The sequence below is a fragment of the Geobacillus sp. YHL genome, assembly GCF_022341265.1.
GTDB lineage: Bacteria > Bacillota > Bacilli > Bacillales > Anoxybacillaceae > Geobacillus > Geobacillus thermoleovorans.
On sequence record NZ_JAEIGB010000014.1, the window covers coordinates 14,970 to 39,806 of the forward strand.

At 51.1% G+C, this 24,837-nt stretch carries 14 protein-coding genes, 2 pseudogenes and 2 CRISPR repeat arrays; of the genes and pseudogenes, 4 read left to right on the forward strand and 12 right to left on the reverse strand.

Going from position 1 to position 24,837, the window contains the following annotated elements:
* Positions 1–4 precede the first annotated feature (4 nt).
* From cas3 to JCR24_RS12270, 10 genes and pseudogenes are all read right to left on the reverse strand, one after another.
* Positions 5–2,335: a CRISPR-associated helicase Cas3' gene (cas3, locus tag JCR24_RS12225; RefSeq protein ID WP_238980716.1), complete on the reverse strand. Its 2,331-nt coding sequence runs from the start codon at positions 2,333–2,335 to the stop codon at positions 5–7.
* Position 2,336: 1 nt separating this feature from the next.
* Positions 2,337–3,080 carry a type I-B CRISPR-associated protein Cas5b gene (gene cas5b, locus JCR24_RS12230; RefSeq protein WP_238980717.1) on the reverse strand — a complete coding sequence of 248 codons (744 nt, stop codon included), beginning with the start codon at positions 3,078–3,080 and terminating at the stop codon, positions 2,337–2,339.
* 12 nt (positions 3,081–3,092) lie between these two features.
* The gene (gene cas7b, locus JCR24_RS12235; RefSeq protein ID WP_238980718.1) at positions 3,093–4,052 is read right to left on the reverse strand and encodes a type I-B CRISPR-associated protein Cas7/Csh2; all 960 of its coding nucleotides are present in this window, start codon (positions 4,050–4,052) and stop codon (positions 3,093–3,095) included.
* Positions 4,033–5,769 carry a TIGR02556 family CRISPR-associated protein gene (locus tag JCR24_RS12240; protein ID WP_238980719.1) on the reverse strand — a complete coding sequence of 579 codons (1,737 nt, stop codon included), beginning with the start codon at positions 5,767–5,769 and terminating at the stop codon, positions 4,033–4,035. The genes cas7b and JCR24_RS12240 overlap by 20 nt, the downstream gene beginning before the upstream one ends.
* 221 nt (positions 5,770–5,990) lie before the next feature.
* Positions 5,991–6,867, reverse strand: a pseudogene (locus JCR24_RS12245) (IS982 family transposase).
* A 128-nt stretch (positions 6,868–6,995) separates the two neighbouring features.
* Positions 6,996–8,164: a CRISPR direct-repeat array (repeat unit 30 nt; unit sequence GTTTCAATCCCTCATAGGTACGATAAAAAC).
* 284 nt (positions 8,165–8,448) lie between these two features.
* Positions 8,449–8,877: direct repeats of the CRISPR family, unit length 30 nt; unit sequence GTTTCAATCCCTCATAGGTACGATAAAAAC.
* 197 nt (positions 8,878–9,074) lie between these two features.
* Positions 9,075–9,458: pseudogene (locus JCR24_RS12250) on the reverse strand (RpnC/YadD family protein); the annotation flags it as partial.
* A gap of 49 nt (positions 9,459–9,507) precedes the next feature.
* A complete protein-coding gene (locus JCR24_RS12255) occupies positions 9,508–10,728 on the reverse strand; it encodes a TIGR02679 family protein (RefSeq protein WP_238980720.1) in 1,221 nt (406 codons plus the stop codon).
* Positions 10,725–14,846, reverse strand: coding sequence for a TIGR02680 family protein (locus JCR24_RS12260; protein ID WP_238980721.1), 4,122 nt, complete (start codon positions 14,844–14,846; stop codon positions 10,725–10,727). The genes JCR24_RS12255 and JCR24_RS12260 overlap by 4 nt, the downstream gene beginning before the upstream one ends.
* The gene (locus tag JCR24_RS12265) at positions 14,806–16,002 is read right to left on the reverse strand and encodes a TIGR02678 family protein (RefSeq protein ID WP_238980722.1); all 1,197 of its coding nucleotides are present in this window, start codon (positions 16,000–16,002) and stop codon (positions 14,806–14,808) included. Before JCR24_RS12265 ends, JCR24_RS12260 begins: the two co-directional genes overlap by 41 nt.
* A gap of 2 nt (positions 16,003–16,004) precedes the next feature.
* Entirely contained in the window at positions 16,005–17,495 is a 1,491-nt protein-coding gene (locus tag JCR24_RS12270) for a TIGR02677 family protein (protein WP_238980723.1), read from the reverse strand.
* Positions 17,496–17,640: 145 nt separating this feature from the next.
* Here JCR24_RS12270 and JCR24_RS12275 point away from each other — a divergent pair, with 145 nt between their 5' ends.
* The 4 genes from JCR24_RS12275 to JCR24_RS12290 all read left to right on the forward strand — a co-directional run bounded on the left by JCR24_RS12275 (position 17,641) and on the right by JCR24_RS12290 (position 21,697).
* Positions 17,641–18,330 carry a hypothetical protein gene (locus tag JCR24_RS12275; RefSeq protein ID WP_238980724.1) on the forward strand — a complete coding sequence of 230 codons (690 nt, stop codon included), beginning with the start codon at positions 17,641–17,643 and terminating at the stop codon, positions 18,328–18,330.
* Between the two features lie 436 nt (positions 18,331–18,766).
* Entirely contained in the window at positions 18,767–19,669 is a 903-nt protein-coding gene (locus JCR24_RS12280) for a glycine betaine ABC transporter substrate-binding protein (protein ID WP_238980725.1), read from the forward strand.
* Positions 19,670–19,685: 16 nt separating this feature from the next.
* Positions 19,686–20,813, forward strand: a complete 1,128-nt coding sequence (locus JCR24_RS12285) for a betaine/proline/choline family ABC transporter ATP-binding protein (protein ID WP_238980726.1) — start codon at positions 19,686–19,688, stop codon at positions 20,811–20,813.
* A 254-nt stretch (positions 20,814–21,067) separates the two neighbouring features.
* Complete coding sequence (locus JCR24_RS12290; RefSeq protein WP_011229818.1) at positions 21,068–21,697, forward strand: ABC transporter permease; 630 nt, start codon at positions 21,068–21,070, stop codon at positions 21,695–21,697.
* Between the two features lie 224 nt (positions 21,698–21,921).
* Here JCR24_RS12290 and JCR24_RS12295 read toward each other — a convergent pair whose 3' ends face one another.
* Both JCR24_RS12295 and gatB read right to left on the reverse strand, forming a co-directional pair.
* Positions 21,922–23,226 (reverse strand): homocysteine synthase, encoded by a 1,305-nt coding sequence (locus tag JCR24_RS12295; RefSeq protein ID WP_238980727.1) that lies wholly within the window; start codon positions 23,224–23,226, stop codon positions 21,922–21,924.
* Positions 23,227–23,401: 175 nt separating this feature from the next.
* Positions 23,402–24,832: an Asp-tRNA(Asn)/Glu-tRNA(Gln) amidotransferase subunit GatB gene (gatB, locus tag JCR24_RS12300; protein ID WP_031212135.1), complete on the reverse strand. Its 1,431-nt coding sequence runs from the start codon at positions 24,830–24,832 to the stop codon at positions 23,402–23,404.
* Positions 24,833–24,837: the final 5 nt, after the last annotated feature.

Sequence of the window (24,837 nt, forward strand, 5' to 3'; positions counted from 1 at the left end):
CCACCTACCAAATCAATCCTTCGCTTTTTGTCCGATAACCAAGCGTCTCGTCGTAAAAATCGTTCAATGAATCTCTCCCCACATACCCGATGCCGTGGACAATCGGCGGCCGATGATCCACTTTCGCAGGAATGGCAATCACGTATTGGGAAAATCTACTTTTTAGAGCGGCGAATCGTTTCCGACGTTCCCAACGGTCACCAAGGCGCAAAATCTCCTCATATTCACGAAACACATCAGCAGCCTCTTCATCCAATTCAATAAAGACATTGATTTTTTCTCCATCTCCCTCAATCAAACGAAAATGAGACACAGGAATTCGATCAATCGTTTCCTCGCCATCGAAATACAGCGTCATCATCCCTTTTAACAACCGCTCCGATTCCGCATTGCTCATCCGAGCCGCCAATGTTTCGAAATAGGATGTAATCAGTTGTAAAAACTGCCCCTCTTCTACTTCCCTCTTCCCCTTTAGCAATTTTTGTGTAATATCGAGTCGTATGGCATCATAAATATAACTTGCATATAACCGCCTGTTGTCTGTCAAGCGCACCACATGAACTTCTCCTTTACGCCGTCCATGGCGATTGCACCGCCCGGCAGCTTGTTGAATGGAATCAAGCGGTGCTATGTCACGATAGACTACGTCAAAGTCAACATCTACGCCCGCCTCAATCAGCTGGGTGCTGACGACAATTCGATACTCTCCACGTTTCACTGCCATAATTCGGCGAAGGCGCTCTTTTGGAGGAATATGAGTAGATAGAAATGTGATCTCTGTCTCGTCGACCCCCTCCTCGAGAAGTGCATGGTAGAACGCTTTCCCACTTTCAATCGTATTGAGAATGAATAAATAGGTTTTTCCCTCTTCCCATTGTATTCGGCGAGCAAACTCCTCGATTGTCCAAGACTCATCGATGTGGGGATACAACGTCACACGGGAAAGTGGTTGAAAATACACCTGTTCATCCACGAGCGAAACCGCCTCCGGAAACCATTTCGGATCGGTGGCCGAACTGAAAAGAAAATAACAACCAAGTTCTTCTGCCATGACCGCAAACAATTGACGAATGGCCAACCAGTATCGGTGAGGAACAGCCTGCACTTCATCAATGAGAACAATCGAGTTGGCCAACCGATGAAACTTGCGCAAGGAGGCATTACGGTTGGAAAAGATGGTTTCAAACAATTGAACAAAAGTCGTCACAATCAATTCCGAATGCCAACCTTCGATCAATAGTTTGGCAGCTTCATAATCGACATCATATCGTTCATCATCTTGTTTGGTCGTATAACGAATGTCAGCGAGATGATGGTGCGCGAGCCACAATTGGCGATCTTCCTCAACTCCATTGACAGAAAACACTTCTCTGAGCACATTGGCTGTCTGGTCAATGACACTAAGAAATGGCAGGCTATAGATGATGCGTGGTTTGACTCCCTGCTCCTGTTCAATTTTTTCTCGCAGACGCAAAGCGAAGTGCAGACTCGCCAGCGTTTTGCCCATCCCCGTGGGCAAATTCAGACGGTAAAAATGTTGACGTAGATCAATCGGCGCCCTGTCTACTTCTTGAAACGCCCGTTCCCTTAGCTGGTTGAGCCCTGTTCGATGCCATGATTGCTGCTGTTTGTAGCGCAAAATGAGATCCACAGGGACATCTTTACGCTTAGAAAATGACCATGGCTGCTTCTGCACAATCCCCGCTTCCGACTTGTCCGCGTCAATTAACAGAGAAAAAAGAAACAACGCTTGCACATACGGAACAAGGGATTCGTTTCTTCGATTCCACGACATGATGAAACGGCGCAATGACCGAGCCTCGGTAAAAAACTCATCCACCCATGCCATCCACGTTTCTTTCGTCCAATTTTCCTCTTTTTCAAAGCCAGCAAGCGCCATTTGTTCCGCCAACGCTGAATAATCGACCGCTTCGACTTGACGCTTGAGCAAAGCCTTCGTCTCCTCGCCCATCCGTTTTAACTCTTCCAGCCAATCATCTAAATTTCCATGATGACGTTTCACGACAAGAAAAGCCAACAGCCGCCAAAAATCGTCAATCCCCTTCTCTTTCAGGAACACCGCTAATAAGACTGCCGATAAAAGAGCATGGCTTTTGAGCGCTGGTGAACCTTGAAACGCATCAGGCGATTGAATGTATTGCTGGAAGAAGGCATGGCTTTTGCCCAGATCATGGAAAAGCGCAATCCAGCGGTTCATTTGACTCAACAGCATCGGTTCTGCCAAGCGCACGGATTTCTCAGACAAAAAGAGGGAGGAAAGCTGCTCCACCCCTCGCATATGTTCGGACAATAAATAATGGGGATGGGAATACATCTTACTCTCCCTTTCCATCGGAATAGAAAAAGACGATCCGCTCTCCTTGTTCATTTCCCCAATAATGGGGGACAGAGGCGAGAATGGGTTGTCCTCCCGCCTCAAACACCACCTCTTCGTACTGGGAAACAACCCGTTCCGCATTCATCTTCCAAGCCACTCGCTCTTTTCGATACTCTTTGCCTGGCTCCACTTTCAACGCTCGCATCTCTTTTCCAGGAATTACCGAACAAATCGGCACGTGATCCTCTCCATCCACTTCAACGAAGCGAAACTCTTCCATCGCGACAAACTGGACATCCGCCAAACATTCGCTCAAACCAAGGCATGGAGTATATACGCTTTTGTGTTGCCGAACGAGATCAATAAGGTATGAAAATCGCTCATGGTCATTCATCGACACATAGCAACGGAAATGGGGAAAACGCAAAAATTCCACACGAATTTGCGTCCGCGCTCCTTCACGCCGCTGTTTCGGCACCCATATGTTCCCTTTCGTGTTCACATAGTTGATGCCCACTCTTGTCTTCCGCACTGGACCCATGAGGCGTATGGCCACATTGGTTGTCTCATGGTTGAACACTCGCAAATATTCGTTTTCCTCTTTTCCCACCCCTGTGATCGCACCGAGCAACCCAAAAAGCGCGGTCGGCGGAATGAATGAATAGGTGAGCGGAGACGAAGTCGAGTACAACTGGCGAAAATGCCCGAAATCGGCCTGAATATCAAATACAAGCACATTCATCGCGCTCATTCCTTATGATCGAATATCCACAACAATGCCTTCTTGCCGCAATCGGTCAGCGAGATGTTCGCTGCACACAAGCCTTTCATCTTGCCGCAGCTCAATGTTCGCAATCTTCTCCTTCTCCCTTGCCAATACCTCGATGAGTCGAGACACATCAAGCACATAATCTTGGACATCGCGAATTTCCTCTTCTGCTTTTTCAGTATGCAGGGAAATGTATTTATCCAGTTCACCGATATGGAAGTGGGGCTCCTGATAAACCACACGCAAAAGCAACCTTGGGACATGCCCAACTTTCGATCGGGAAATTAAATTTTTCGTCCCCTCCCACATCGCGTCAACAAGCAACTCCACATCCTCTTCTGTCAATCGCGTTGAACGAGCCGCTGTCTCATTGATCACCCCATAGAACGCAATAAGTGAATAAGGCAATACGTATTCTTCTCGAAATGTTTTCTGTGTCATTTGCCCCCCTGAGGCGAACGCTCCTGTCCCCTTGATGTATTCCAGTTTCACCCGATGAAGCGACTGCCCCATTTTAAACTGGACAGGCCCTGTATGAGTAATCGAACTTTTCTCTTTTGAGCTTTTCTCAATCGGCAAGGTGACGCCGAACAGCCTTACATCAACGCATTGCCTCAGAACTTCATCATTGATGATCTTTTTCATTTCATGTAAGGTCAACTTTGATTTATCCAGTTTTTCCCCGTCTTTGATCAAAAAATCTTCCGCTCTCGCTTTTGCATCTTGAATATACTCATCATCTTGCGCAATTTCACGGACGAAAATTTCTTGCCCGCGATACTCATGCAAGTAATCCCGAATTGTCCGTTTCAACCTCACATCAGTGACGATGTTTCTCCCAGTTTCCTCATCAATTCGCGGTTTATTGCCATCTACCGGATCGCCATTCGGATTGGCCCACTGCACATCATACAAAAAGAGCAGCTCAGAACGTTGCTTCACCATATGATTGTTCCCCCTTGTTCCACACAATTTCTCTGACTTTCGATACTAGGTTCATCCCACATGCAAAATAAAAATTCAGCTCATCGACAGATAATTTCCATCTAGGGGAGGAGGACAAGAATAAGTGAGAGATTTCTTCAGCGAGTTGTCGATATCCGCCATAGTAAGACTCGTATTCTTCCAGTTTCCCAATCACTTTGGGCAACAGTCCTTTGATGGCCTGCTGATCCATTTTAAGCCCCATGAGTTGTTTCAGGAATGGCTTGCTGCCGCGTTGTTGATGCTGGATGTCCAGTAGCATTTGTGTCAATGCTCCAAGCAGAAAAACAGCTTGTTTCTCGGGCGACTCCAGTTGTCCTCCATATGCTTCAAACAAATGCGCAAATTTTCCTTCCACCACCCGATCCCCTTTCCTCATCAAGACTCCAGCCTGTTCTAAAAAGATCATGGCCGCAATGGCTTGACGCGTTTTAACCACAAACAACCCTTCACCCGTTTCATAACCATGAAAATCAGCCCGCAGCTGTTTCATAAAAAACGGAGCAAAAAACGAAATGGATAACGGTTTCTTTTGAAACACATACTCCACCACTTGCAAAAAGTACTTATCATAAACACCCGAAGGGAAAAACGTGCGAATAAAACCAAAATGAAAAGGATGACGCCCCTCGCCATACACCAACGCTTCTGTCACCCTTTTCGCCCGGAACAACTCGCTAATTCGCGACGGCAATACATCCTCAATCAGCAACAAAATCCGCTCCGCACTTTGAATTTTCTGCAAAAACAATAGCTGCAGAGAAAGAGAATTGTCATAATCCTGCAAAGTCCCAAGCAAATCCTCTTCCGTGGTCATAAACGATTCGGCTTGATCTTGATGGATGCGGATATCCTTTTTCCCACTAACCAAATACTCCAATAGCTCGTCCAATACATCACGACCAGCAGGAATCAGCAGCTTGGGAATCGCCAAATAAGAAAACCCATAAAACCGATACTGCAAATATGATTCAATAAATTTTCTTCCTTCCTCAATATGGGATTTGCAGGACAAACAGACAGGATAATTTCGCCATGCCTTTGCCTCATCAAACCCCCCGGTAATAAACCCCGGTTTGTCCAAAGTGTAAAAGCGAAAAACGGATAACTTGCCGATCACCGTTTCCTTGCATTCTCCGCAAATGGCGCACACTTGATGGTGTGCTGCCAATTCCATATCCTTTTCATTCACCAGATACAAAAAAGCATCCTGAAATGGCGTCCAATCGTACAAATAAGCACCATTGATTTTCAGGGAGACGATAGCACGTTCACTGGAAAGCGAAAGCTTGTCTTTCATTTCGTGCAAAATGGCTTCTTGTTGCTGCACAAGCACATGCTCAATGGAACGAAGAAACAGGTCATCCATCACTCGATTCACTTTGCGAAACCATCCGAGAACTTTTTGATCATATGTATTTTCGATCGTCGTAATTCTCGCTGTGGGAGAATAATTGGTTCCACGCGTTGATCCAGAACGAAACAAATATTTCTTATAATCGCTTCCGCATTCTTCAACCTCGCATCCTTCCCAAACGGCGCTTCCCTCACCATCCACACGCAATGAGATGAGCACACAAGAAGGATAACCTGGATTCTCAACCAACTGATCAATAACCGACGCTTCTCCCTTCTTCTCGAGCACCATCTTTCCAATTCGGGCGATTGCTTCGATCAATCTATCACCCCTCTGTATCGTTTGGACTAATCTAATTATACCATATAGACAAAAAATTGGGATAAAAAACGAGTTTTTTATAAAATTCAGAATTACTATACTACCACAAGACATGTAACTCCCTATAAATTTGATGAAAACAAAAAAGCGCCGAACGTTTTATGATGCTGGGGCAGGTTTCATCCCTCAATAGGTACGATACCCGTGGTGCTAGTTGAGCTTTAGCGCTCAACTAGCCCGAGAACAACAAGTGAGTAAGCCAGTAAAATACCATCCAGTGCCGTTTCAAATCCAGAAACCGAGTTCGCGCGAATCTTGGTGATCCGATACGAATCGACTAAAATCGAAAACACGGTTTCCACCACTTTACGTTTTCGCTTCATCCATTGTTTCCATGCATCCGATTGGCGAATTCGCTGATTGTTTCGGACGGGCGTCCAAAACGCGACTCGGTGCTCTTCGTACAGCTTCTTTCGCAGCGTTTGGCTGATATACCCTTTGTCACCGAAGTTATACGGATGTGGAATTTGCGTCATGACGGTTTCAGCGGCCACCCGGTCGTGACAAGACGCTTCGGTGACAACATATCCCATCGGCAGCCCTTGATCGGTCACTTGAAGGTGCAGCTTCAACCCGTAGTACCATTGCTTTTTGGAAGCGCAATACCCGATGTCGGCGATCTCTTGAAACCGCTTGACGCGATGCATTCTTGCCGTATGGCACAATGGGAGCGGCAAGCTGTCCACGACGGCATAGGCATGATGTTGGCCGCGTTTTGCTCACGACGGCGATCCATTTGATAGCGAAGCCAAGCGCCCGGCAGCGGCGGTTGTATCGGGAGCGTTCAAGAAACGAGCCGTTTGTGAACAAATTTCCCGTGACAAAACGATGCCACGCCCGTTCGGATGTAAAACCGAGAAGCTTTCCTAAAAGATGAATGGCGATGATGACAGCGTCCTCTTGCTTGACCAAATGGCGATTTCGACGATGAAGATGCACCTGAATGCATGAAAGTTGAGCAGAAACAAAAACGAAAATGGCGGCATATTGCTTTTGAATCTTGGCTCGATCTGTAGTAAAATGAAAGTGCTCTTGCATGGGGATTCTCCTTTCGAATGGCAGGTCGCACTTTCATTCTACAGGAGATCCGCCAGCAAGGGCTATTTTTATGCTTGTTTGAGTTTATCTAGCACCACGGGTATTTATGTATTTATGCCTTTTTATTTGTTTCAATCCCTCATAGGTACGATAAAAACCTTTGTTAGCTCGTCCAATTTTTTAGGTCCCGCCTCAAGTTTCAATCCCTCATAGGTACGATAAAAACCCATGACGCATTGACGGAAGCGCAAAACGAAAAAATGTTTCAATCCCTCATAGGTACGATAAAAACGCTCTCAAGCGCCTTTTTCTGTCTCTCCAAATCCCGGTTTCAATCCCTCATAGGTACGATAAAAACAAAACGGTGTAAAAATCACAGAAGGGCTAGGGCATTGGTTTCAATCCCTCATAGGTACGATAAAAACACGCTTGTATGTCGTTTGCGCTTCTTTTCATGTCGCCGTAGTTTCAATCCCTCATAGGTACGATAAAAACTTTTCCCTGTCCAGCCAACCACGGTTTTCCGCGAAGGGTTTCAATCCCTCATAGGTACGATAAAAACCGTCTATGCATCTATCCGCCTGGACGCGGATACGTGTTTCAATCCCTCATAGGTACGATAAAAACAAGAATGCCGCGGAATAACATTTGCGTCTGTTCATCGTTTCAATCCCTCATAGGTACGATAAAAACTGAGCATTTCGGATACAAAGTGGGCGTCTGCTTCGCTTGTTTCAATCCCTCATAGGTACGATAAAAACGAGGTAAATCAAGTTAATCCAAATCAAGAAGAAATGTTTCAATCCCTCATAGGTACGATAAAAACCAAGGCCGTCGGACACGAGCTCGAGGCAAAGTTTAAGTTTCAATCCCTCATAGGTACGATAAAAACGGTGATCTGGTGATGATATACAATATCGATGCAGAAGTTTCAATCCCTCATAGGTACGATAAAAACTATCACAGGATTCACAGGAACAAGTAGTGCTTATGTGTTTCAATCCCTCATAGGTACGATAAAAACAGCGACAGTAAAAAATTTCTCATACATCTCAGAACATCACCACAGTTTCAATCCCTCATAGGTACGATAAAAACATATCTTCTAGCGAAACACCTCTCCCCTTATTATATGTTTCAATCCCTCATAGGTACGATAAAAACGAGGCAAATGTTTACATTGACATTGACGAATATGTGTTTCAATCCCTCATAGGTACGATAAAAACACGGATGTTGTGATTACCTAGTGATTCAGTTGTGGTAGTTTCAATCCCTCATAGGTACGATAAAAACGCGCAACGCGACATCCACCGAGATCTTACGCAATTCAAAGGTTGGCACGATTTCCAAAGTGACGACGGCTTCATTCAAGGAAGCTCCGCGGGCAACCACCGGTTTCAATCCCTCATATATAAGTTGCAATAAAGATTTTCCGATTGTTCGATTCTGTTTTCCTTCATAACAAGTCATTTTGATAGAATGCAGCGGGCGCTCTACTGGATGTAAAACAAAGTTTCAACTTATATAGGTACGATAAAAACGTGTGAACGCCCCTAACGGCCTTTAGGGGCTTTTCTTGTTTCAATCCCTCATAGGTACGATAAAAACCTTTCATGACGACCGCGATCCGTCTTTTGGTGTTGATAGTTTCAATCCCTCATAGGTACGATAAAAACGAAAGAGGCCTACACTGCACCTAGAGGCTCGACGTTGTTTCAATCCCTCATAGGTACGATAAAAACGCCTCAACTTGATTTTCTCTTGAAACAAGCAACAGAGTTTCAATCCCTCATAGGTACGATAAAAACTGAAAGTACACGTTGCGCTTTTGCTAATTTTTCTTCGTTTCAATCCCTCATAGGTACGATAAAAACTGATGGCCGTCTTATTAGGACTATTCGAGGACGAGAGTTTCAATCCCTCATAGGTACGATAAAAACTGACGACACTAGGAATGGGTGAGGGTCGGGGAAACATGTTTCAATCCCTCATAGGTACGATAAAAACCCCACACAATGCGCATAAAATCAAGCTTTTCCCCTTTTGGCTGTTTTCAGAATATCACGTTTCAAATATTCTGTCAATATCGTTCAGCCGTGTTGGCTGTAGGATTTTGGCGCAAAAGAACATTGTCGTCGATCCCCCGGGGTTTTGGCACGATTGGAGGTCGACGACAATGTGGGGCTTGACGGCGAAGGGCCGTCTCACCCCTTCATCCTTTCAATCTTCTCCATCGGCAGTCCGGTCAGTTCGTGGATCGTGTCGACATCGTATCCTTTCGCCAGCATTCTCTTCACCACGTCGAGCTTCCCTTCCTCGATCCCTTCTTGGCGTCCTTGCTTCATCCCTTGCTTTAACCCCTGTTCGATTCCTTGTTGGATTCCTTTTTCCAGTCCCCGCTGTTCGTATGAGACGATGAGCTCCATCACACGTTTCGCTTCCTTCGTTTCCATTTGGCTCACCTCGTTTCGCCGTTTTGCTTCCTCCTCTTCGGATCGCCGCAAATACGTCTCAAAAAAACCGAACAACAGCCGCTGTTTCGCTTCGTCCAGTTCGAGACGGACGAGCATGCGCAAAAATTCCTTTTGGAGAAGGAGACCCGATCGCTCCGGGCTCCTTCTCTGGCTCATGGATGGACTACCCGTTGATATCCCCTGTCAGCCTCCCGATAATTGCCTCTTGATACCCCGCTTTTTTCGTTTCCGCCATCTCCTCTTTCAGCGGCTGCAGCGGCGTCGACGTTACGGATGCGAGCTTGGCGAGGCGCTCGGGGGCGAGGTCGACGACAGGGTTGGCGGCCCTATAATCCTCGACGGAAAAGCGCCAAAGGGTGACGGCCTGTCCATACCGCTCCTGCAGCCGCTCTGCCATGGCCAATCCTTCTGGGTCGAAGTCGCCGGAGTAATACAGCTTGGCGCCTGAAGAGGCGAGAAGATCGAGCAGCTTCATCGTCGCCAAGTTCATTTGCCCGTTCGTGCTGACAAGCGGGGCGCGGGTGTCAAGCAGCGTCGAAAAGACGCCCGCGTTTTCGACAATGTACACCGTCCCCCCATGGGCAGGGCGGGCGCGGACAAGCGACAGCACATCTCTAAGCGGCATGTTCAGCGCTGTGTTCGCCTCCCAGGCAGCGGAGAAAACAGGATGCGGTCCGTCCTTGGTTTCAGCAAGAATGTTGGCGCATGTGACAAAGTTCAGGATATCCTCACGGAGCAAGCCGACGGACTGGAGCAACTCGTTGACGCTCTCTACAGATGCCATGTCCCAATCCCCGGGCACGGTCGCTTGCAATGCCGAAAGCAACAATCTCCCCGGTAGCGTGGACAAATCGAACGCATGCGGGTCGCCCGCCACTTGCTGGGCAAAGAGCGGGAGGCGCATGTATGACGGGAGCGGGAGGCGGCCCAAAGCCGCGCTGACAAGGCGGATGGCCTCCTCCAGGCTGCGGCGGTCGGTTTCGTACGCCGTTTGGACGAAGCGCTGAGGGCGGACCGACTCAACCCAATGATGCTCCTCGGTCAGACGCGCAAAAAAACGATCCCGTTCCTCTTCCTCCGCCTGGCGCCGTTCTTTGTTTGAGACAAGCGGGGCGCCGAAGTACTGTTCAAGCAGCTCGACAAGCCCAACGCCCGCAAACCTCGTCTGTCCGAGCTGTTTTTCAAACGCGATAAGGGAGACGCGGGAGACGTCTTTGCCGAAAAAGGCGGCCACCGCCTCCCGCTCTTCATCGGTGAACGCCTCTAAAGACACCGCGCCGCCGACGCGGCCGAGCGACTCGTACTTGTGCTTCATCTCGATAAACAGACGGCGGAAGCCCGGTTCAGAGCGGAAAAAGGCAGCCGCCTCCTTGGCCGTGCTCACGTCTCGATCGTCTCCCATTCTTTATCATTGACCATCAGCTGTTTGACGCGGCCGTTCCAACGGTAATGAATGACGGTCACAAACGACGCATTGCGCGGGCGGACGAGTTCGCAAATGGACAACGCGGGCACGGTGTCGTAGTCGCCCCAAAGCGCCTGCGAGTTCATGATGTAGTTAAAGCCGAGCTGTTCGACAAGTCCGAACAGGTTGCGGATGTTGTTTTCATCGACGCCGGCGAACGCCTCGTCGAGCGAAATGATGTACGGGGCATCATCGCCCGCTTCTTGGTAGCGCGAATACGCCGCGGCGAAAAGCGGAATGTACATCGCCATCGCCTTTTCCCCACCGCTGAATTGGTAAAAGCGGTGGTTCGTCAGCTCGCGTTTCGGCTCGTTTGTTTTTTCATAGTACAAAGTGAAGGAAAACCATTTCCGATAGTCGAGCACTTCTTTAATGATTTGATGGAGCGTGCTGCCTTGGCCGCGCTCTTCAAGCAATTCGCGGGCGCGGGCGATTTTCGAGCGGAAATGGTTCGTCACTCGCTGTAAATCTTCCTCTCTAAGCAGCCGCGGATCGAGCCGCAACAGGCGCACCAATTCTTTCGTATCGAGCTCCGCTTCCGTCTCCGCCGTTTTCGGCTTCCATTGAATGGACAGCACAAGCCCTGATGATGTGTCGAGGCCGCCCATCAGTTTATTCATATCATTCACCCACCGTTCGGCGCGCTGAATGCGGCTGCGCAAAATGCGGCCGACTGATTTTAAGATGACGTCCTCATACAGCTCGCGGTCTTGTTCTTTCATATACTCGTGCTGCAAGACGATGTCGCGCTCCACTTCCGCCAGCACCGCAAACGGCGTGGCGCGCTGGCCTTTGTAGTCGAGATAAATGACGTGCCGTTCTTGTTTCTCCCGCCAGTCCGCGGCTTTCATGGCCATCTCATCGTCTGGGGCAGCGGCGGTCCATTCGGGCTTCGTTTGTTCTTCCAGCGGCTCGAAGGACGCCCGGTATTCGGTCAAGTTGGACGACTCTTGGAAAAAGACGGTGTTCAGCCGCGCCAAAAGCGAGGAACGCGTCTCTTTTAACACTGCTTCATACCGTTGTTTCGCTTCTCTGGCCTGCTCCAAAAGCGAACGTGAACGATCAAGATCCACGAGCCCAAGCGCCGCTTCATCGGCAAACGACCGCTCCCACATGGCGGCCAGCTGGCAGGCGAACTCTTCCCGCTGCGCTCCTTTTTCCCGCTCTTCGACTAAGCGCATGAGGCGCTGTTCCGTGCGCGCCCGTTCGTTGACAAGGCGCGGAATTTCTTGGCGCAAAAACGCCAATCGTTCTTGGATGCGGGCGATTTCCGCGCGAATGTCATCCGCTCCCATTTGGGCGAGCGTCCGTTCCATCTCAACGATCTCCAAGGAGATCCGCTCTTTTTCATCCCGAATCCGATTTCGTTCGCCTTTCGCTTCGTCGATCTCCGTTTCCAGCGCCGCGAGCCGCTCGCGCTGTTGGGCGATCATGGCCTCGGTATGGCGCGTTTCGCGGTAAAGCACTTCGAGTTCGTGCAAATGGCGGACGTACGATTTCATGGCGAGCTGGGCTTGTTCGCAGCCGTCCAAGGTAAAGGCCAAATCAAGCTCGGCCGACTCGTCATGGAGCTGTTGTTTGATTTGTTTCCATTCGCGCGCGAGGAGGGCGGCTTTTTCTTCTTGCCGCTTCCATTCCCGTTCTTTGCTTTCGGCTTGGCGGCGGGCTTCTTGCCCTTCCTCAAACGCGGTGCGCACATCGCGGTCCGATGGGAAGGACGCAAACCAGTCGGCAAGCGCTTGGATGGCTGCTTCCACCGCCTGATGCTCACCGCTTAGACGGTCGATCTCTTGTCCCACAGCGGCGATCTCGGCTTCCAGCGCCGCGATGTTCTCAAGCCGCCACCGTTCGCGCGCCGCACGGCCGATGAACATCGTCCGCGCTCTCCGCGGCGCATGGCCGCGGACAAGGCCGAGCGAATAGCGTCCTGTTTCGTCGATCGTCATGCCGCCTTCTTGTTCCGCATCGGTGATCACGATGCTTTGGAGCACTTCCTCAACCCGCTCCGCCGACACAGGGGCATCCGCATCTGGGCGCAAATAATCGGCCAACGTATGCGCCATATGAACCGGTTTCGGGATGAGCACACGGTCGCAGTCGACGTCGACATCGCGGGCCGCAATGAGGGCGTCAAGCAACCCAGCGTGCGAAAGCGCCGATTCGATCCGCTCGCGCACATCGTCAGGCACATCGTCGACAAATTCGACCGCGGCATAAAACGGGACAAACGGAATCCCTTCCCGTTCCAATGCCAAGCGGGCGGCTGTCGTTTGTTCATCCCGTTCGGGTTCAGGGTCGCGTTGTTCCCGCCATTGACGCAGTTCGGCCTCACGTTCTGCCCGTTTCTCTTCCAACAGACGGATGTCATGTTCGAGCCGCCATTTCTCATCCTTTTTCTTACCGACGGCATCGTAATACGCTTGAACGAACGGGCGCTTCAGATCATCGAGCGAATACAGCTCATAGAGGGCGCCCATTTGTCGCAAAAACGCCTGAATGTCCGTTTCGGAAACGTCGATTCCTCCTTGCTCGACCCAGGCAAGCACGGCTTGTTCAAACCGCTCTTTCTCCTGCTCGAGCAGCTCTTCCCATTTCTGTTGCTGATGATGCCATTCGTCCATTTCCCGCCGCCGCTCGCCCGCTTCGGTGCTCGCTTCTTCATAGCGTCGTTTCACATCGTCATGCCTGCGCCAAAGGCGCGCCAGCCCCTCAAGCCGTTCGACATGACGATCGGCTTCCTGCTTCCAAGCGGCAAACGAAAACTCCTGCTGCTTTTGGCGATGGCGGTGAAAATCGTCTTCGTTCGTTTCATGCAAGGGAAACGCTCCTTCTTCGGCATCCATGCGCAACTGCTCCAACTCATCTTCAAGCTTCTGCTCAAGGTCATCCAACCGCGCTTCCGATTCATCGAGGCGGCGGCGATGCTGCCGCTCAAGCCGTTCTTTTTCCGCGATCGTCTGCTCGTGCCGCTCCCGCCGCTCCTCTAGGCGCTGCCGCTCCGCTTTCAACTGTTCATACTTCTCCGCTTGCTGGAACACTTCGTGGCCAGCCAAGTCGATTTCGCGTGAACGCAGCACGTCTTCTTCGCGGCGGAGGCGGGTGATGGACTCATCAAGCTCATCAAGCGTCTTTCGCGCCTGCTCTTCTTCATCGTGAAGGCGGTGTTGTGCAGCAGCGAGCTGTTCGGCTTGCTTGACCGCTTTTACGTATTCTGTCGCCTTTTCGGCGATCATATATTCGTTGTAAAGGCGGTATTGATCGCAAAGACGCTTCAACGCCCGCTCGTCGCGTTCGAGCTGCTCAAGCTGCTGCTTCGCCTGGTCCATGTTTTCGATCGTGTCCGATAAATGGCGGAGCTCGTCGTCGGTCAACGGAGGCAGCGAGCTTTCCAAAATTTCATAAATCACGGTCGGCTTAAAGTCTTTGGACAGCTTCGGGCTGCGCAGTTGAATGAGCAGCTCGATCAATTCTTGAAACGCCTCAAGCGATTCAAAGCGAAACACATGCTTATTGACGAGCTCCATATAGTCTTTTTGCGTCTCGACGACCGTCCCGCCCGCGCCGAGCGCTGTGGCCAGCTCCCGCTTGGTCAGCGGGATTTTTTCACCTGTTTTTTCTTGTTTATACAAATGAAGGTCATAGCCGATGCGGCGGTTGTCAAAGAGGACAAACCCCCAGAAATCGAGGCTTTTTTGCCGCTTCGCGCGCAGGCCGATGCCCGTTGTGACGTATTGGTCGGATTCTTTCCGTTTATATTCCAAAAACAAATACCCGGTCCGCTCATCGCGATTGACGACATCTTTTTCCCCAAGCAAGTAATCTTCCATGCGCCGCGCCCGTGAACCGAACGGATCGAGGCGATCGGGCGTCTTCTTGCCGTCTAAAAGCACCGGGATCAAGCTTTGCATCGTCACCGACTTGCCCGCCCCGTTGCTTCCCCGCAAGAGCAGCTTACCGTCAGCGAAATGAAAATACTGCTCGTCGTAATACCAAAAATTAATCAGCCCCGCGCGATGAAGCACCCATGGATTCGCCATGTTCTCCTCCCTCTTTCGCGTCAAAATCATCCGGATACCGTCCCGACATCCGCCCGAGGAGGGGATAAAGGACGATCATTCCGGTGTCGTGCTCCACATCGGCCATGCGCCATTCGTTGAGCGCCGCAAGCACTTCGCGGACAAGCTCGGCAGCCGACATGTCGCGGTACGTTTTCCCCCACCCAGCCCCGTAGCGGCGCCGGCAATCGGCAAGCCAGGCGGAAAATTGTTCAGACGTCAACCGGATGCGGCCGTATTCATCCGGCGGATATTCCCCAAGCCGCTCGCGCACCAAGGCGGCAAAATGAAGGATGATCTCCGACGTTCCTTTCTGATCAGGAAATACGGTGTACGGCGCCTGCCGTTCGGGAAGCGTCAACATGGCAGCATTTTTGTACAATTCATACCGAAACGGCGTATGCGCTTCGATGTCATCCCGCAGCCGATGGCGGAAGTTGCGCAAGTAGTAAAAGTCTTGCTCGTCCCCTTCCGTCCGATGCACCGCCGGGGATAAAAACAGCTTTCGATACAGGCGATGGCGCCGATAATCTTGCGGTGATGCTTTCCACTCCTCGGCGAGCAATTCGTCGATCGATTCATATTGCAACAAATCTTTCGGATACGTGCGCATAAAATAACGAGCCAACACTGGCACTTCGTACAACGCCTCTTCCTCCACATGCTGGGCGAACGCCTCAATCTCCCCATCCATCCGGCGGACGAGTCCGATTTGTTCCGCCGTTTTCAACACGCGGATGAGCGCGCGCCGATGCGAATAGTTCGTCCAATCGACCGGTAGATCACCCGGGTACATGGCGCGGATTTCTTCACATACGTCAGAAAGCAAAAACTTTTCTTCCACTGCTTTTCCTTCCAAATACGCCATCAAACAGCAAAACAACGCATAGTCAAGCGGCTCTTGAAACGACTCGATGCCCATCCACGGCTCCGGTTCGGCGGGAATTTTCTCGAGCTTGGCAAAATAGCGGTGAACGATGAGCCGATAGCCAAACTTCTCCTCCACATACTTTTTCAACACATGTTCGCGCTCACGGACGAGCTGATACAAATCCGGCTCTTTGTCGCGAATGATCCAAAATTGTTCGAACAGCGCGGCGAGCGCCTCTTTCGCCTTATCGTCAAACGCCGTTTCCATCCTCACTCACCTCGCGAAAGCACATGAATTTCGTAGTTCGGCATCACGAGTTCTCCATCTTCTGCGCGAAGGCAAATCGTCCCCTCTTTGTTCACCACTTTGACAACCCACCCGTTTTCCGTCTTCATTGCTTGCCCCTCGCGCCCCATCGCTTTGGCGATCCAGCCGAGCAGCGTTTTCCGTACGTATGGGGTCACCTCGGGAAGGTCGGCAAGCACGATTTTCCCATCGGTCACAAGCTGTCTGAGCGCCGCTTCCTCGCGCGCTTTTTCTTCCAAATAGCGAAGGCGCGCTTCTTCTTTCTCCCGTTCTTTGTCTTCTATTGCCTGCGGCTTTTTCTTTTCCCCGTAATGGCGGACGCGCGGCTTCGTCACCCACTCGGCTGGCGGCTCGTCCCATACGTCGCGGTATATGTTGTCGGTCGCCTCCGCATCAGCGACGAGATGTTTCGTATGGAAGCAGCCGAACACGACCGCTGACAGACAGTGCGCCTCTTCAATCGATTCAAGGCGGGAAAACCAACGGGCCAAATGCAAGTAGTCGCCTTTGCGGCTGCGAAAATGATGATGCCGCTCGCCAAGCCGCTGCACGACGCGCGTCAGACGGCGAATCGCCTCATTCGTCTGGTATTGCAAAAACGAAAGCTCGCTCTCGCGCCCGTCGCGCCCTAAAAACCATTCGCACAAGCTGCGCCACGTTTCCCATTTTTCTTCAATCTGCACAGCGCGCGGCGGCGGCGCATCGGCAAAGCGCGGGATCGACCGCTCATAGTCGACGACATGCTCGATGAACTGCCGAACCCCGTCTTCCGGCAAGTCTTCAAGCAATTGTTCAATCTGCATCGACGTTTTTTGCAAGGCGACGATAAAATCGCGCAAGTACGCCGTAAACTGCTCTTTATAAACGAGAAACGACTCGGACGTCATCCGCTCTTCCAAGTTTTCACTGTGCAAATAAGCGATATAGTCAGCGGAATTTTGGATGATTTTCTTAAAATAATCGAACGTCTCCTCCCACACTTGATGCATTTCATCCGCTTGTTCTTGAAAATCAGAAGCGATGATCGCCTCCATGCGGGAAAGAGATGCATACAAACGGTCGAACCGTGTTTTCTCGAGGGACCCTCCAAACGAATCCCCGAGCTGCTCAAGGGTGCGGATCATCCGCTCGATCTCCACCGTGTACGGGCTGCATTGGTAGCGAAACCGCTTTTTCTTAAACTCTTCAATCGTCCGCACGTGAGAAGTCTCTTGACGGGCGATCAAGTTGTTCCATTTGACGAGCTGGTCGAGGTCTTGCTGCAAGTCATCTTCCGTGTAATCCGCAAACTCCTCGTGCTGCTTTAAAAAGGCGTACACTTCTTCCGGAAACAAATATTGCCGCATCCGCTCGTGCTGAATGTAGAAATAGCGCAAAATCGCCCGGTAGCGGTGCGCGTTTTCCGTCGATAAATATTTTGTTTCGACAATGGGCTTCAACCACGTGGCGTCCATCTCCGTCCACCTTTGCTTCGGTTTTTTCCTACTGTTTATTGTAACGATTTTCTCCGCTCTTTTTCTAGCAAAAACCGTTTTCCTATTTTTTCTCGCCATCGGCGCGCGTTTTTTGTAAAATAGAGGGGAAAAGGAGGTGAAACGAATGGAAGCGTTGCTGCGGGAAATTTTGCATGAAGTGAAAGCGACGCGCACGGCGGTCGAGTCGCTCGAGCAGCGGGTTGGCGCCTTGGAGGGGCAAGTGGCCCAGCTCAATGAACGAACAGGTGCTCTTGAAGCTCAAATGACCAAGCTGAATGAGCGCACGAGCGTTCTCGAACGCCAGGTCGCACAGCTTAACGAACGAACAAGCGCCCTTGAGCAGCAGTTCACTCAGTTGAATGAGCGGACAAGCAACCTTGAGCACCAAGTTGCTCATCTCAACGAACGCATGGGCACTATCGAACATCAAGTCGCCCAACTCAACGAACGCATGGGCACTGTCGAACATCAAGTCGCCCAACTCAACGAACGCATGGGCACTGTCGAACATCAAGTCGCTCAACTGAACGAGCAGACGACCACGCTTGCGCAACAAATCGACTTGCTGGATGAGCGCACGAATGAAACGAAGGCGATCGTTGAAGCGCTCCGCCATGGGCAAGAAGTGCTGACCGCCAAATACGAGGCGATGGCGCACGACCTTCACCATATGAAAGGCGACCTCACCCATATCACATCCATCCTCGAAGACAAAGTGCTGCCTGCCCTCGCCGAACATGAAGCGGGACTGCACGTCTTGAACGCCCGCGTTTTCAAAACGGAAAGCACCCTTCATCGCCTTGTTCATGCCTAATGCGTTCCCCATAAAAAACGTTCCACACGGATTCCTTTTTCACCCGGCAGCCGTGGGCTGCCGTTTTTTTTTGTTCACGTGTCGATCCGTTCGTCTTCGCCATGGAGCCTGCCAACCTTTCGATCAACGGCGTGGGGGAATGCATAGCCAGCATGTTGATGGATAAACGGCGGGCTTGTTCGGACATCTCGAATTCGGAGTATTCCGAAGGATTCGCCAGCATTCCGGAGCATTTTTTAGAATCAGGGAGGAGAGAACCATCATCGCCGTGAGAGCAGGCGAGAGGCAAACATATCGGCTGATACCAACTTTGCCAGCTGCACCCAAATTACGGTATCCTTTATTTGTGACGCTTTTTCATCCCCTCCGCGTCTTGTTGCCGCTTTTTTCATCTCCCCTTCATTATGCATGATAACAGCCAAAAAAAGGAGGAATTGTGTTGCGAAAATGGATCCGATCTTTGCTCGCTGTCGGGCTTGTGTTTGGGTTAGCGGCCTGCAGCGGAACGAGCGATGCGAAAGGGAAAATCGTCATTAGCGGGAAGAAGTTTACCGAGCAGGTGATTTTGACGCATTTGTTGGCGGAATATGTGAAAGCCAATACGGATTTGGATGTTGAAGTGAAAGACAGTTTGGGCGGCGCGTTTATGCTCCAGCAAGCCATTGAAAATGGCGATGTCGACATGTACGTTGAGTACACCGGAACGGGATACTTAAACATTTTAAAACAGCCGTACGATCCTAAAAAGACGCCCGAACAAATTTACAACGAAACAAAGAAATTATATAAGGAAAAATACAACATCGCTTGGCTCAAACCACTCGGGTTTAACAACACCTACGCCTTGGCCATGCGCAGAGACCTCGCGGAAAAGCTCGGAGTTAAAACGTACTCCGATTTAGTGAACCATTCATCTTCCCTCACATTTGGGTCAGACGCCGAGTTTTTTGAGCGAAGCGACGGCTATGATGGGCTTGTCGATACGTACGGATTCCACTTCAAGAAAACGGTCAACATCGATCCAGACTTGCAATACGAAGCAGCGAAAAATGGAAAGATTGATGTCATCACGGCCTACACGACGGATGCCCGTATTAAGAAATATGACCTCGTTGTGCTCAAAGACGATAAACAGTACTTCCCACCATACTACGCCGTACCGATCATCCGCCAAGAAGTGTTGGATGCCAACCCGGGATTGGAAGAAAAACTCAATCAACTAGCGAATATTTTAACTGACGAAAAAATGATGGAACTCAACGGCGAAGTGAACTTGGAAGGAAAACGGCCGCGTGAAGTGGCGATTGACTTCTTAAAAGCGGAAGGACTGATCGACTAGAAAGCGAGGAATGTGGATGATTCGATTTGAAAACGTCACGAAACAGTATGAGGACGGCTTTGTCGCCTTAAAAAATATCAATCTTGAAATTCGCAAAGGCGAGCTTGTCGCCCTCATCGGGCCGAGCGGGTGCGGGAAAACGACAACGATGCGGATGATCAACCGCTTGATCGAGCCGACATCGGGAAAAGTGTATATCGATGGACAAGACATTTCCGAGCTCGACCCGGTTGAGCTGCGGCGCAACATCGGCTATGTCATCCAGCAAATCGGCTTGTTTCCACATATGACGATCGCGGAAAACATTGCGCTCGTGCCGAAGCTGAAAAAATGGGAAAAACACGCCTATGAAAAGCGGGTCGATGAGTTGCTTGAGCTCGTCGGCTTAGATCCAGCGACATTCAAGCATCGCTATCCGTCGGAGCTCAGCGGCGGCCAACAGCAACGTGTCGGTGTCGTCCGCGCCTTGGCTGCTGAACCGGACATCATTTTGATGGACGAGCCATTTAGCGCTCTCGACCCGATCAGCCGTGAACAGCTGCAAGATGACATCATCCGTCTGCAAGAGGAGATTCACAAAACCATTGTCTTTGTCACCCATGATATGGACGAAGCGATTAAAATTGCCGATCGGATTGCGCTGATGAAAGATGGTGAAATCGTCCAGTTTGCGACGCCAGACCAAATGCTTCGGCGACCAGCGAACTCGTTTGTCCGCGAGTTTATTGGTGAAGACCGGCTGCGGATCCGCCATACGGCTGTGCCGACGGCGGAGGATTTAATGTCGGCTGACGTCGCAACGATTTCGCCACGGCGTGGCTTAGCCGAAGCGTTCCGATTGATGAAAGCGAAAAAGGTCGACAGTTTGGTCGTCGTCGATAAAAAGCAGGTCTTTCTCGGCATCGTCACCTTAAAACAAATCGAACAGCGCTACCAAGAAGAACATTTATTAGTTGCCGACATCGCCGACTACGATGTGACGACGTTGTCGAAAGAAGCGGACGTCACCAACGTCGCCGCCCTGTTCCAAGACCCGGATGTGCGCATCATTCCGGTGTTGGACGGCGACCGGCTCGTCGGCGGGATCACGCGCTCGAGCATGATGCGCGCACTCGCGGAGTGGACGTTCCAGCAACATGCCTAATGCCAACGAAGACGGGCGAATGGGGGCTTGAAAAAACGATGCCGCCCCGTTTCTTGTCATCTAGCCAGAAACGTTGCCGCGGCCGTCGTCCCGCCTGAATCACACGTCTCATTTTGAAAAGACAAGGCCGCTCCAAGCGGGCTTGCCGATGGGATTCGTTCCGCTAGTGAACCAAAACCTTTTCAAGTTTTCGGTCTCAGCCCATGACCAAGCGGCAGCCACCCACTGCCGCTTTTCCGCCAAGGAGGGATACGATGGAATTATTGCAGACGTTTATCGAACGAAAGAACGATATTTGGATCGCCTTTCAAGAACATGTGCTCTTATCCGCCATCGCTATGAGCATTGCGATCGTCATAGCCGTGCCGCTCGGTGTGGTGTTGACGCGGTACCGCAAACTCGCCGAGCCGATTATCGGCATTGCCGCCATCATCCAAACGATTCCGAGCTTAGCGTTGCTTGGGTTTATGCTGCCGATTTTCGGCATCGGCAAACTGCCGGCGATTATCGCCTTGACGCTTTATGCCCTATTGCCGATTTTGCGTAACACGTACACGGGCATTCTCGGCGTTGACCCGACGCTCGTTGACGCCGGACGAGGGATGGGGATGACATCGCGGCAAATTTTATGGATGGTCGAGCTTCCCCTCTCGCTTCCCGTCATTATGGCCGGCGTGCGCACCGCGACGGTGCTGACGATCGGCGTCGCCGCCTTAGCGACGTTTATCGGCGCCGGCGGGCTTGGCGACTTGATCGACCGCGGTCTGCGCATCGCCGACAAAAACTTAATTTTAGCCGGCGCCATCCCAGCCGCCATGTTGGCGATTGTGTTTGACTGGCTGCTGCGCAAAGTGGAAAAGAAAGTGACGCCCAAGGGGCTGTAATCAGCCCTTTGGCGTCACCCCAACAAGAATTCGAACACCGCGTCCCTGCCCTTCCACCTCGGAACGGCCGGAACAGGCTGGCGTCAATACTAATGAGTCTCTCCCTCAGATCATGAGAATAGGGAACGCATATTCGAATAAAGAACCATCGTCAAGCGTTTTCCGTATAGAACTCCCCGCACTTTGAAAGCCACCCGCTCGCCGGGTGACTTCGTCCTTCCTAACTATTTCACCCCCACCGTCTGACTCTGGCGAATGGCTTGGCGTAAGTCTTCTAAAATGTCGTCGATCGACTCCGTGCCGACAGACAGGCGAACAAGACCTGGGGTGACACCGGCGGACAGCTGTTCGTCCGGGCTCAGCTGCTCGTGCGTCGTGCTGGCCGGGTGGATGATGAGCGATTTCGAATCGCCGATGTTGGCCAAATGGGAGAACAGCTTGACCGAGTCGATCAATTTTTTCCCGGCTTCGACGCCACCTTTGATTTCAAACGTAACGATCGCACCTTGCCCGTTTGGCAAATACTTTTTCGCGAGTTCATGTGACGGATGGCTTGGAAGCCCTGGATAGCTGACGGATTCGACGGCTTCTTCCTCTTCCAAAAACTTAGCAACAGCGAGCGCATTTTCGCTATGACGCTGCATCCGTAAATGAAGCGTCTCTAATCCTTGCAAAAGCAAAAACGCATTAAACGGCGACAGCGCTGCCCCTAAGTCGCGCAACAGCTGAATACGCGCTTTCGTGATATACGCTGCTTCCCCGACAGCATCGACATACACCAAACCATGATAACTCGGATCAGGTTCGGTGAACTCCGGAAACTTGCCGCTCCCTTTCCAGTCAAACTTGCCGCTGTCCACAATCACACCGCCGATCGAATTGCCGTGCCCGCCGATGAACTTCGTCGCTGAGTGGACGACGATATCGGCGCCGAATTCAATCGGCCGCAACAAATAGGGGCTGGCCACCGTGTTGTCAACGATGAGCGGAATGGCGTGGCGATGGGCGATGTCGGCGACCGCTTCGATGTCGAGCACATCGTTTTTCGGGTTGCCGATCGTTTCCGCAAACAAGGCTTTCGTTTTGTCGGTGATCGCCCGCTCAAAGTTTTCCGGATCGGACGGATCGACAAACTTCACCGTAATGCCAAACTTGCGCAGCGTATGGGCGAACAAGTTGTACGTGCCGCCGTAAATGGACGAGGACGAGACGATTTCATCGCCCGCCGAGGCGATGTTGATGATCGAATAAAACACCGCCGCCTGCCCTGATGAGAGCGCAAGCGCCCCGATCCCGCCTTCAAGCGCCGCGATCCGTTTTTCAAGCACATCGTTCGTTGGGTTCATAATGCGCGTATAAATAAAACCTTCCTCTTTCAAACCAAACAAATTGGCCGCGTGCTCGCTGTCGCGGAACACATATGAGCTTGTTTGGTAAATCGGCACCGCCCGCGCGCCCGTTTCCGCATCCGGTTTTTGCCCGGCGTGGATGGCGAGCGTCTCCGGGCGGAAGGTTTGTTCATTGCTCATCGTTTCCTCTCCCCTCTTTGACCCTTCGAGATTTCATATCCTACTAAATCAATTGGTTTTTTCTTATAAAAAATCTATCATTCGATCACAACGTTTGTCAATTGTATTTTTTTAATAGTGCAAAAATTTTTATTGAAAACAGAGCCTGCCGGTGGGCAGGCCTCCTATTGTTTCATTATCGTTTTCCAATTTCCTCTACTAACAGCTTATTGACAAGCGGCGGATTCGCTTGTCCTTTCGTCGCTTTCATCACTTGGCCGACGAGGAAGCCAAGCGCGCGGTCTTTGCCGTTTTTATAGTCTTCGACCGACTGCGGGTTGGCGTCGAGCACTTCGAGCACGATTTTGCGCAGCGCTCCTTCGTCGGAAATTTGCACGAGCCCTTTTTCTTTGACGATTTTCTCTGGATCGCCGCCGTGTTCGACGAGTTCTTTGAACACTTTTTTGGCGATTTTCGACGAAATCGTGCCGTTTTGGATGAGTTTGATCATTCCAGCCAAGCTTTCCGGCGTCAAGGCGATGTCATGGAGCTCTTTTTGCTCGGCGTTTAAGTACCCGGATACTTCGACCATGAGCCAGTTCGACGCCAGTTTCGGATCGGCGCCGTTTGCGACGGTCGCTTCAAAGAAGTCAGCCATTTCTTTTGTCAGTGTGAGCACTTTGGCGTCATACTCCGGCAAGCCCCACTCTTCGACATACCGCTTCCGGCGGGCGTCCGGCAGCTCCGGAATCGAGGCGCGGACGCGCTCTTTCCATTCGTCGTCAATATAGAGCATCACCAAGTCCGGCTCTGGGAAGTAGCGGTAGTCTTCCGAACCTTCTTTGACGCGCATCAAAACGGTCGTTTTCGTCGCTTCATCAAAGCGCCGCGTTTCTTGACGGATGACGCCGCCCGAGAGCAAAATTTTCTCCTGCCGCTTCGCTTCGTATTCCAACCCCATGCGAACGAAGTTGAACGAGTTGAGGTTTTTCAATTCCGTTTTTGTACCGAACTTGTCCGAACCGAGCGGGCGAAGCGAAATATTGGCGTCGCAGCGAAGCGACCCTTCTTCCATTTTGCAGTCGGAAACGCCGGTATATTGGATGATCGCTTTTAATTTTTCCAAGTAGGCGTACGCTTCTTCCGGCGAGCGGATGTCTGGCTCGGAGACGATCTCAATGAGCGGCGTCCCTTGACGGTTAAAATCCACGAGCGAATAGCCGTCGCCCGTATGCGTCAGCTTGCCGGCGTCTTCTTCGAGATGGATGCGGGTGATGCCGATTTTTTTCTTTTTTCCGTTTACTTCAATTTCAATCCAGCCATTTCGGCCAAGCGGCTGATCGTATTGCGAAATTTGGTACGCTTTCGGGTTGTCCGGATAAAAGTAGTTTTTGCGGTCGAATTTCGTCTCGGTCGCGATTTCGCAGTTTAACGCCATCGCCGCTTTCATCGCAAACTCGACCGCCTGTCGGTTCAACACCGGCAGCACGCCTGGATACCCTAAGTCAATGACGTTCGTTTGCGTGTTCGGGGGCGCGCCGAACGCGTTCGGGCTGCTGGAGAAAATTTTCGATTTCGTTTTCAGCTCGACGTGCACCTCAAGTCCGATGACCGTTTCAAAGTTCATCACCT

Bases quoted from the DNA above. Each gene is read 5' to 3' on its own strand.
- JCR24_RS12285 (WP_238980726.1), top strand. From the start codon at position 19,686: ATGATTCGATTTGAAAACGTCACGAAACAGTATGAGGACGGCTTTGTC.
- JCR24_RS12260 (WP_238980721.1), bottom strand. From the start codon at position 14,846: ATGGCGAATCCATGGGTGCTTCATCGCGCGGGGCTGATTAATTTTTGG.
- JCR24_RS12290 (WP_011229818.1), top strand. From the start codon at position 21,068: ATGGAATTATTGCAGACGTTTATCGAACGAAAGAACGATATTTGGATC.
- JCR24_RS12275 (WP_238980724.1), top strand. From the start codon at position 17,641: ATGGAAGCGTTGCTGCGGGAAATTTTGCATGAAGTGAAAGCGACGCGC.
- gatB (WP_031212135.1), bottom strand. From the start codon at position 24,832: ATGAACTTTGAAACGGTCATCGGACTTGAGGTGCACGTCGAGCTGAAA.
- JCR24_RS12270 (WP_238980723.1), bottom strand. From the start codon at position 17,495: ATGGACGCCACGTGGTTGAAGCCCATTGTCGAAACAAAATATTTATCG.
- cas5b (WP_238980717.1), bottom strand. From the start codon at position 3,080: ATGAATGTGCTTGTATTTGATATTCAGGCCGATTTCGGGCATTTTCGC.
- JCR24_RS12295 (WP_238980727.1), bottom strand. From the start codon at position 23,226: ATGAGCAATGAACAAACCTTCCGCCCGGAGACGCTCGCCATCCACGCC.
- JCR24_RS12265 (WP_238980722.1), bottom strand. From the start codon at position 16,002: ATGGAAACGGCGTTTGACGATAAGGCGAAAGAGGCGCTCGCCGCGCTG.
- cas3 (WP_238980716.1), bottom strand. From the start codon at position 2,335: ATGTATTCCCATCCCCATTATTTATTGTCCGAACATATGCGAGGGGTG.
- cas7b (WP_238980718.1), bottom strand. From the start codon at position 4,052: ATGGTGAAGCAACGTTCTGAGCTGCTCTTTTTGTATGATGTGCAGTGG.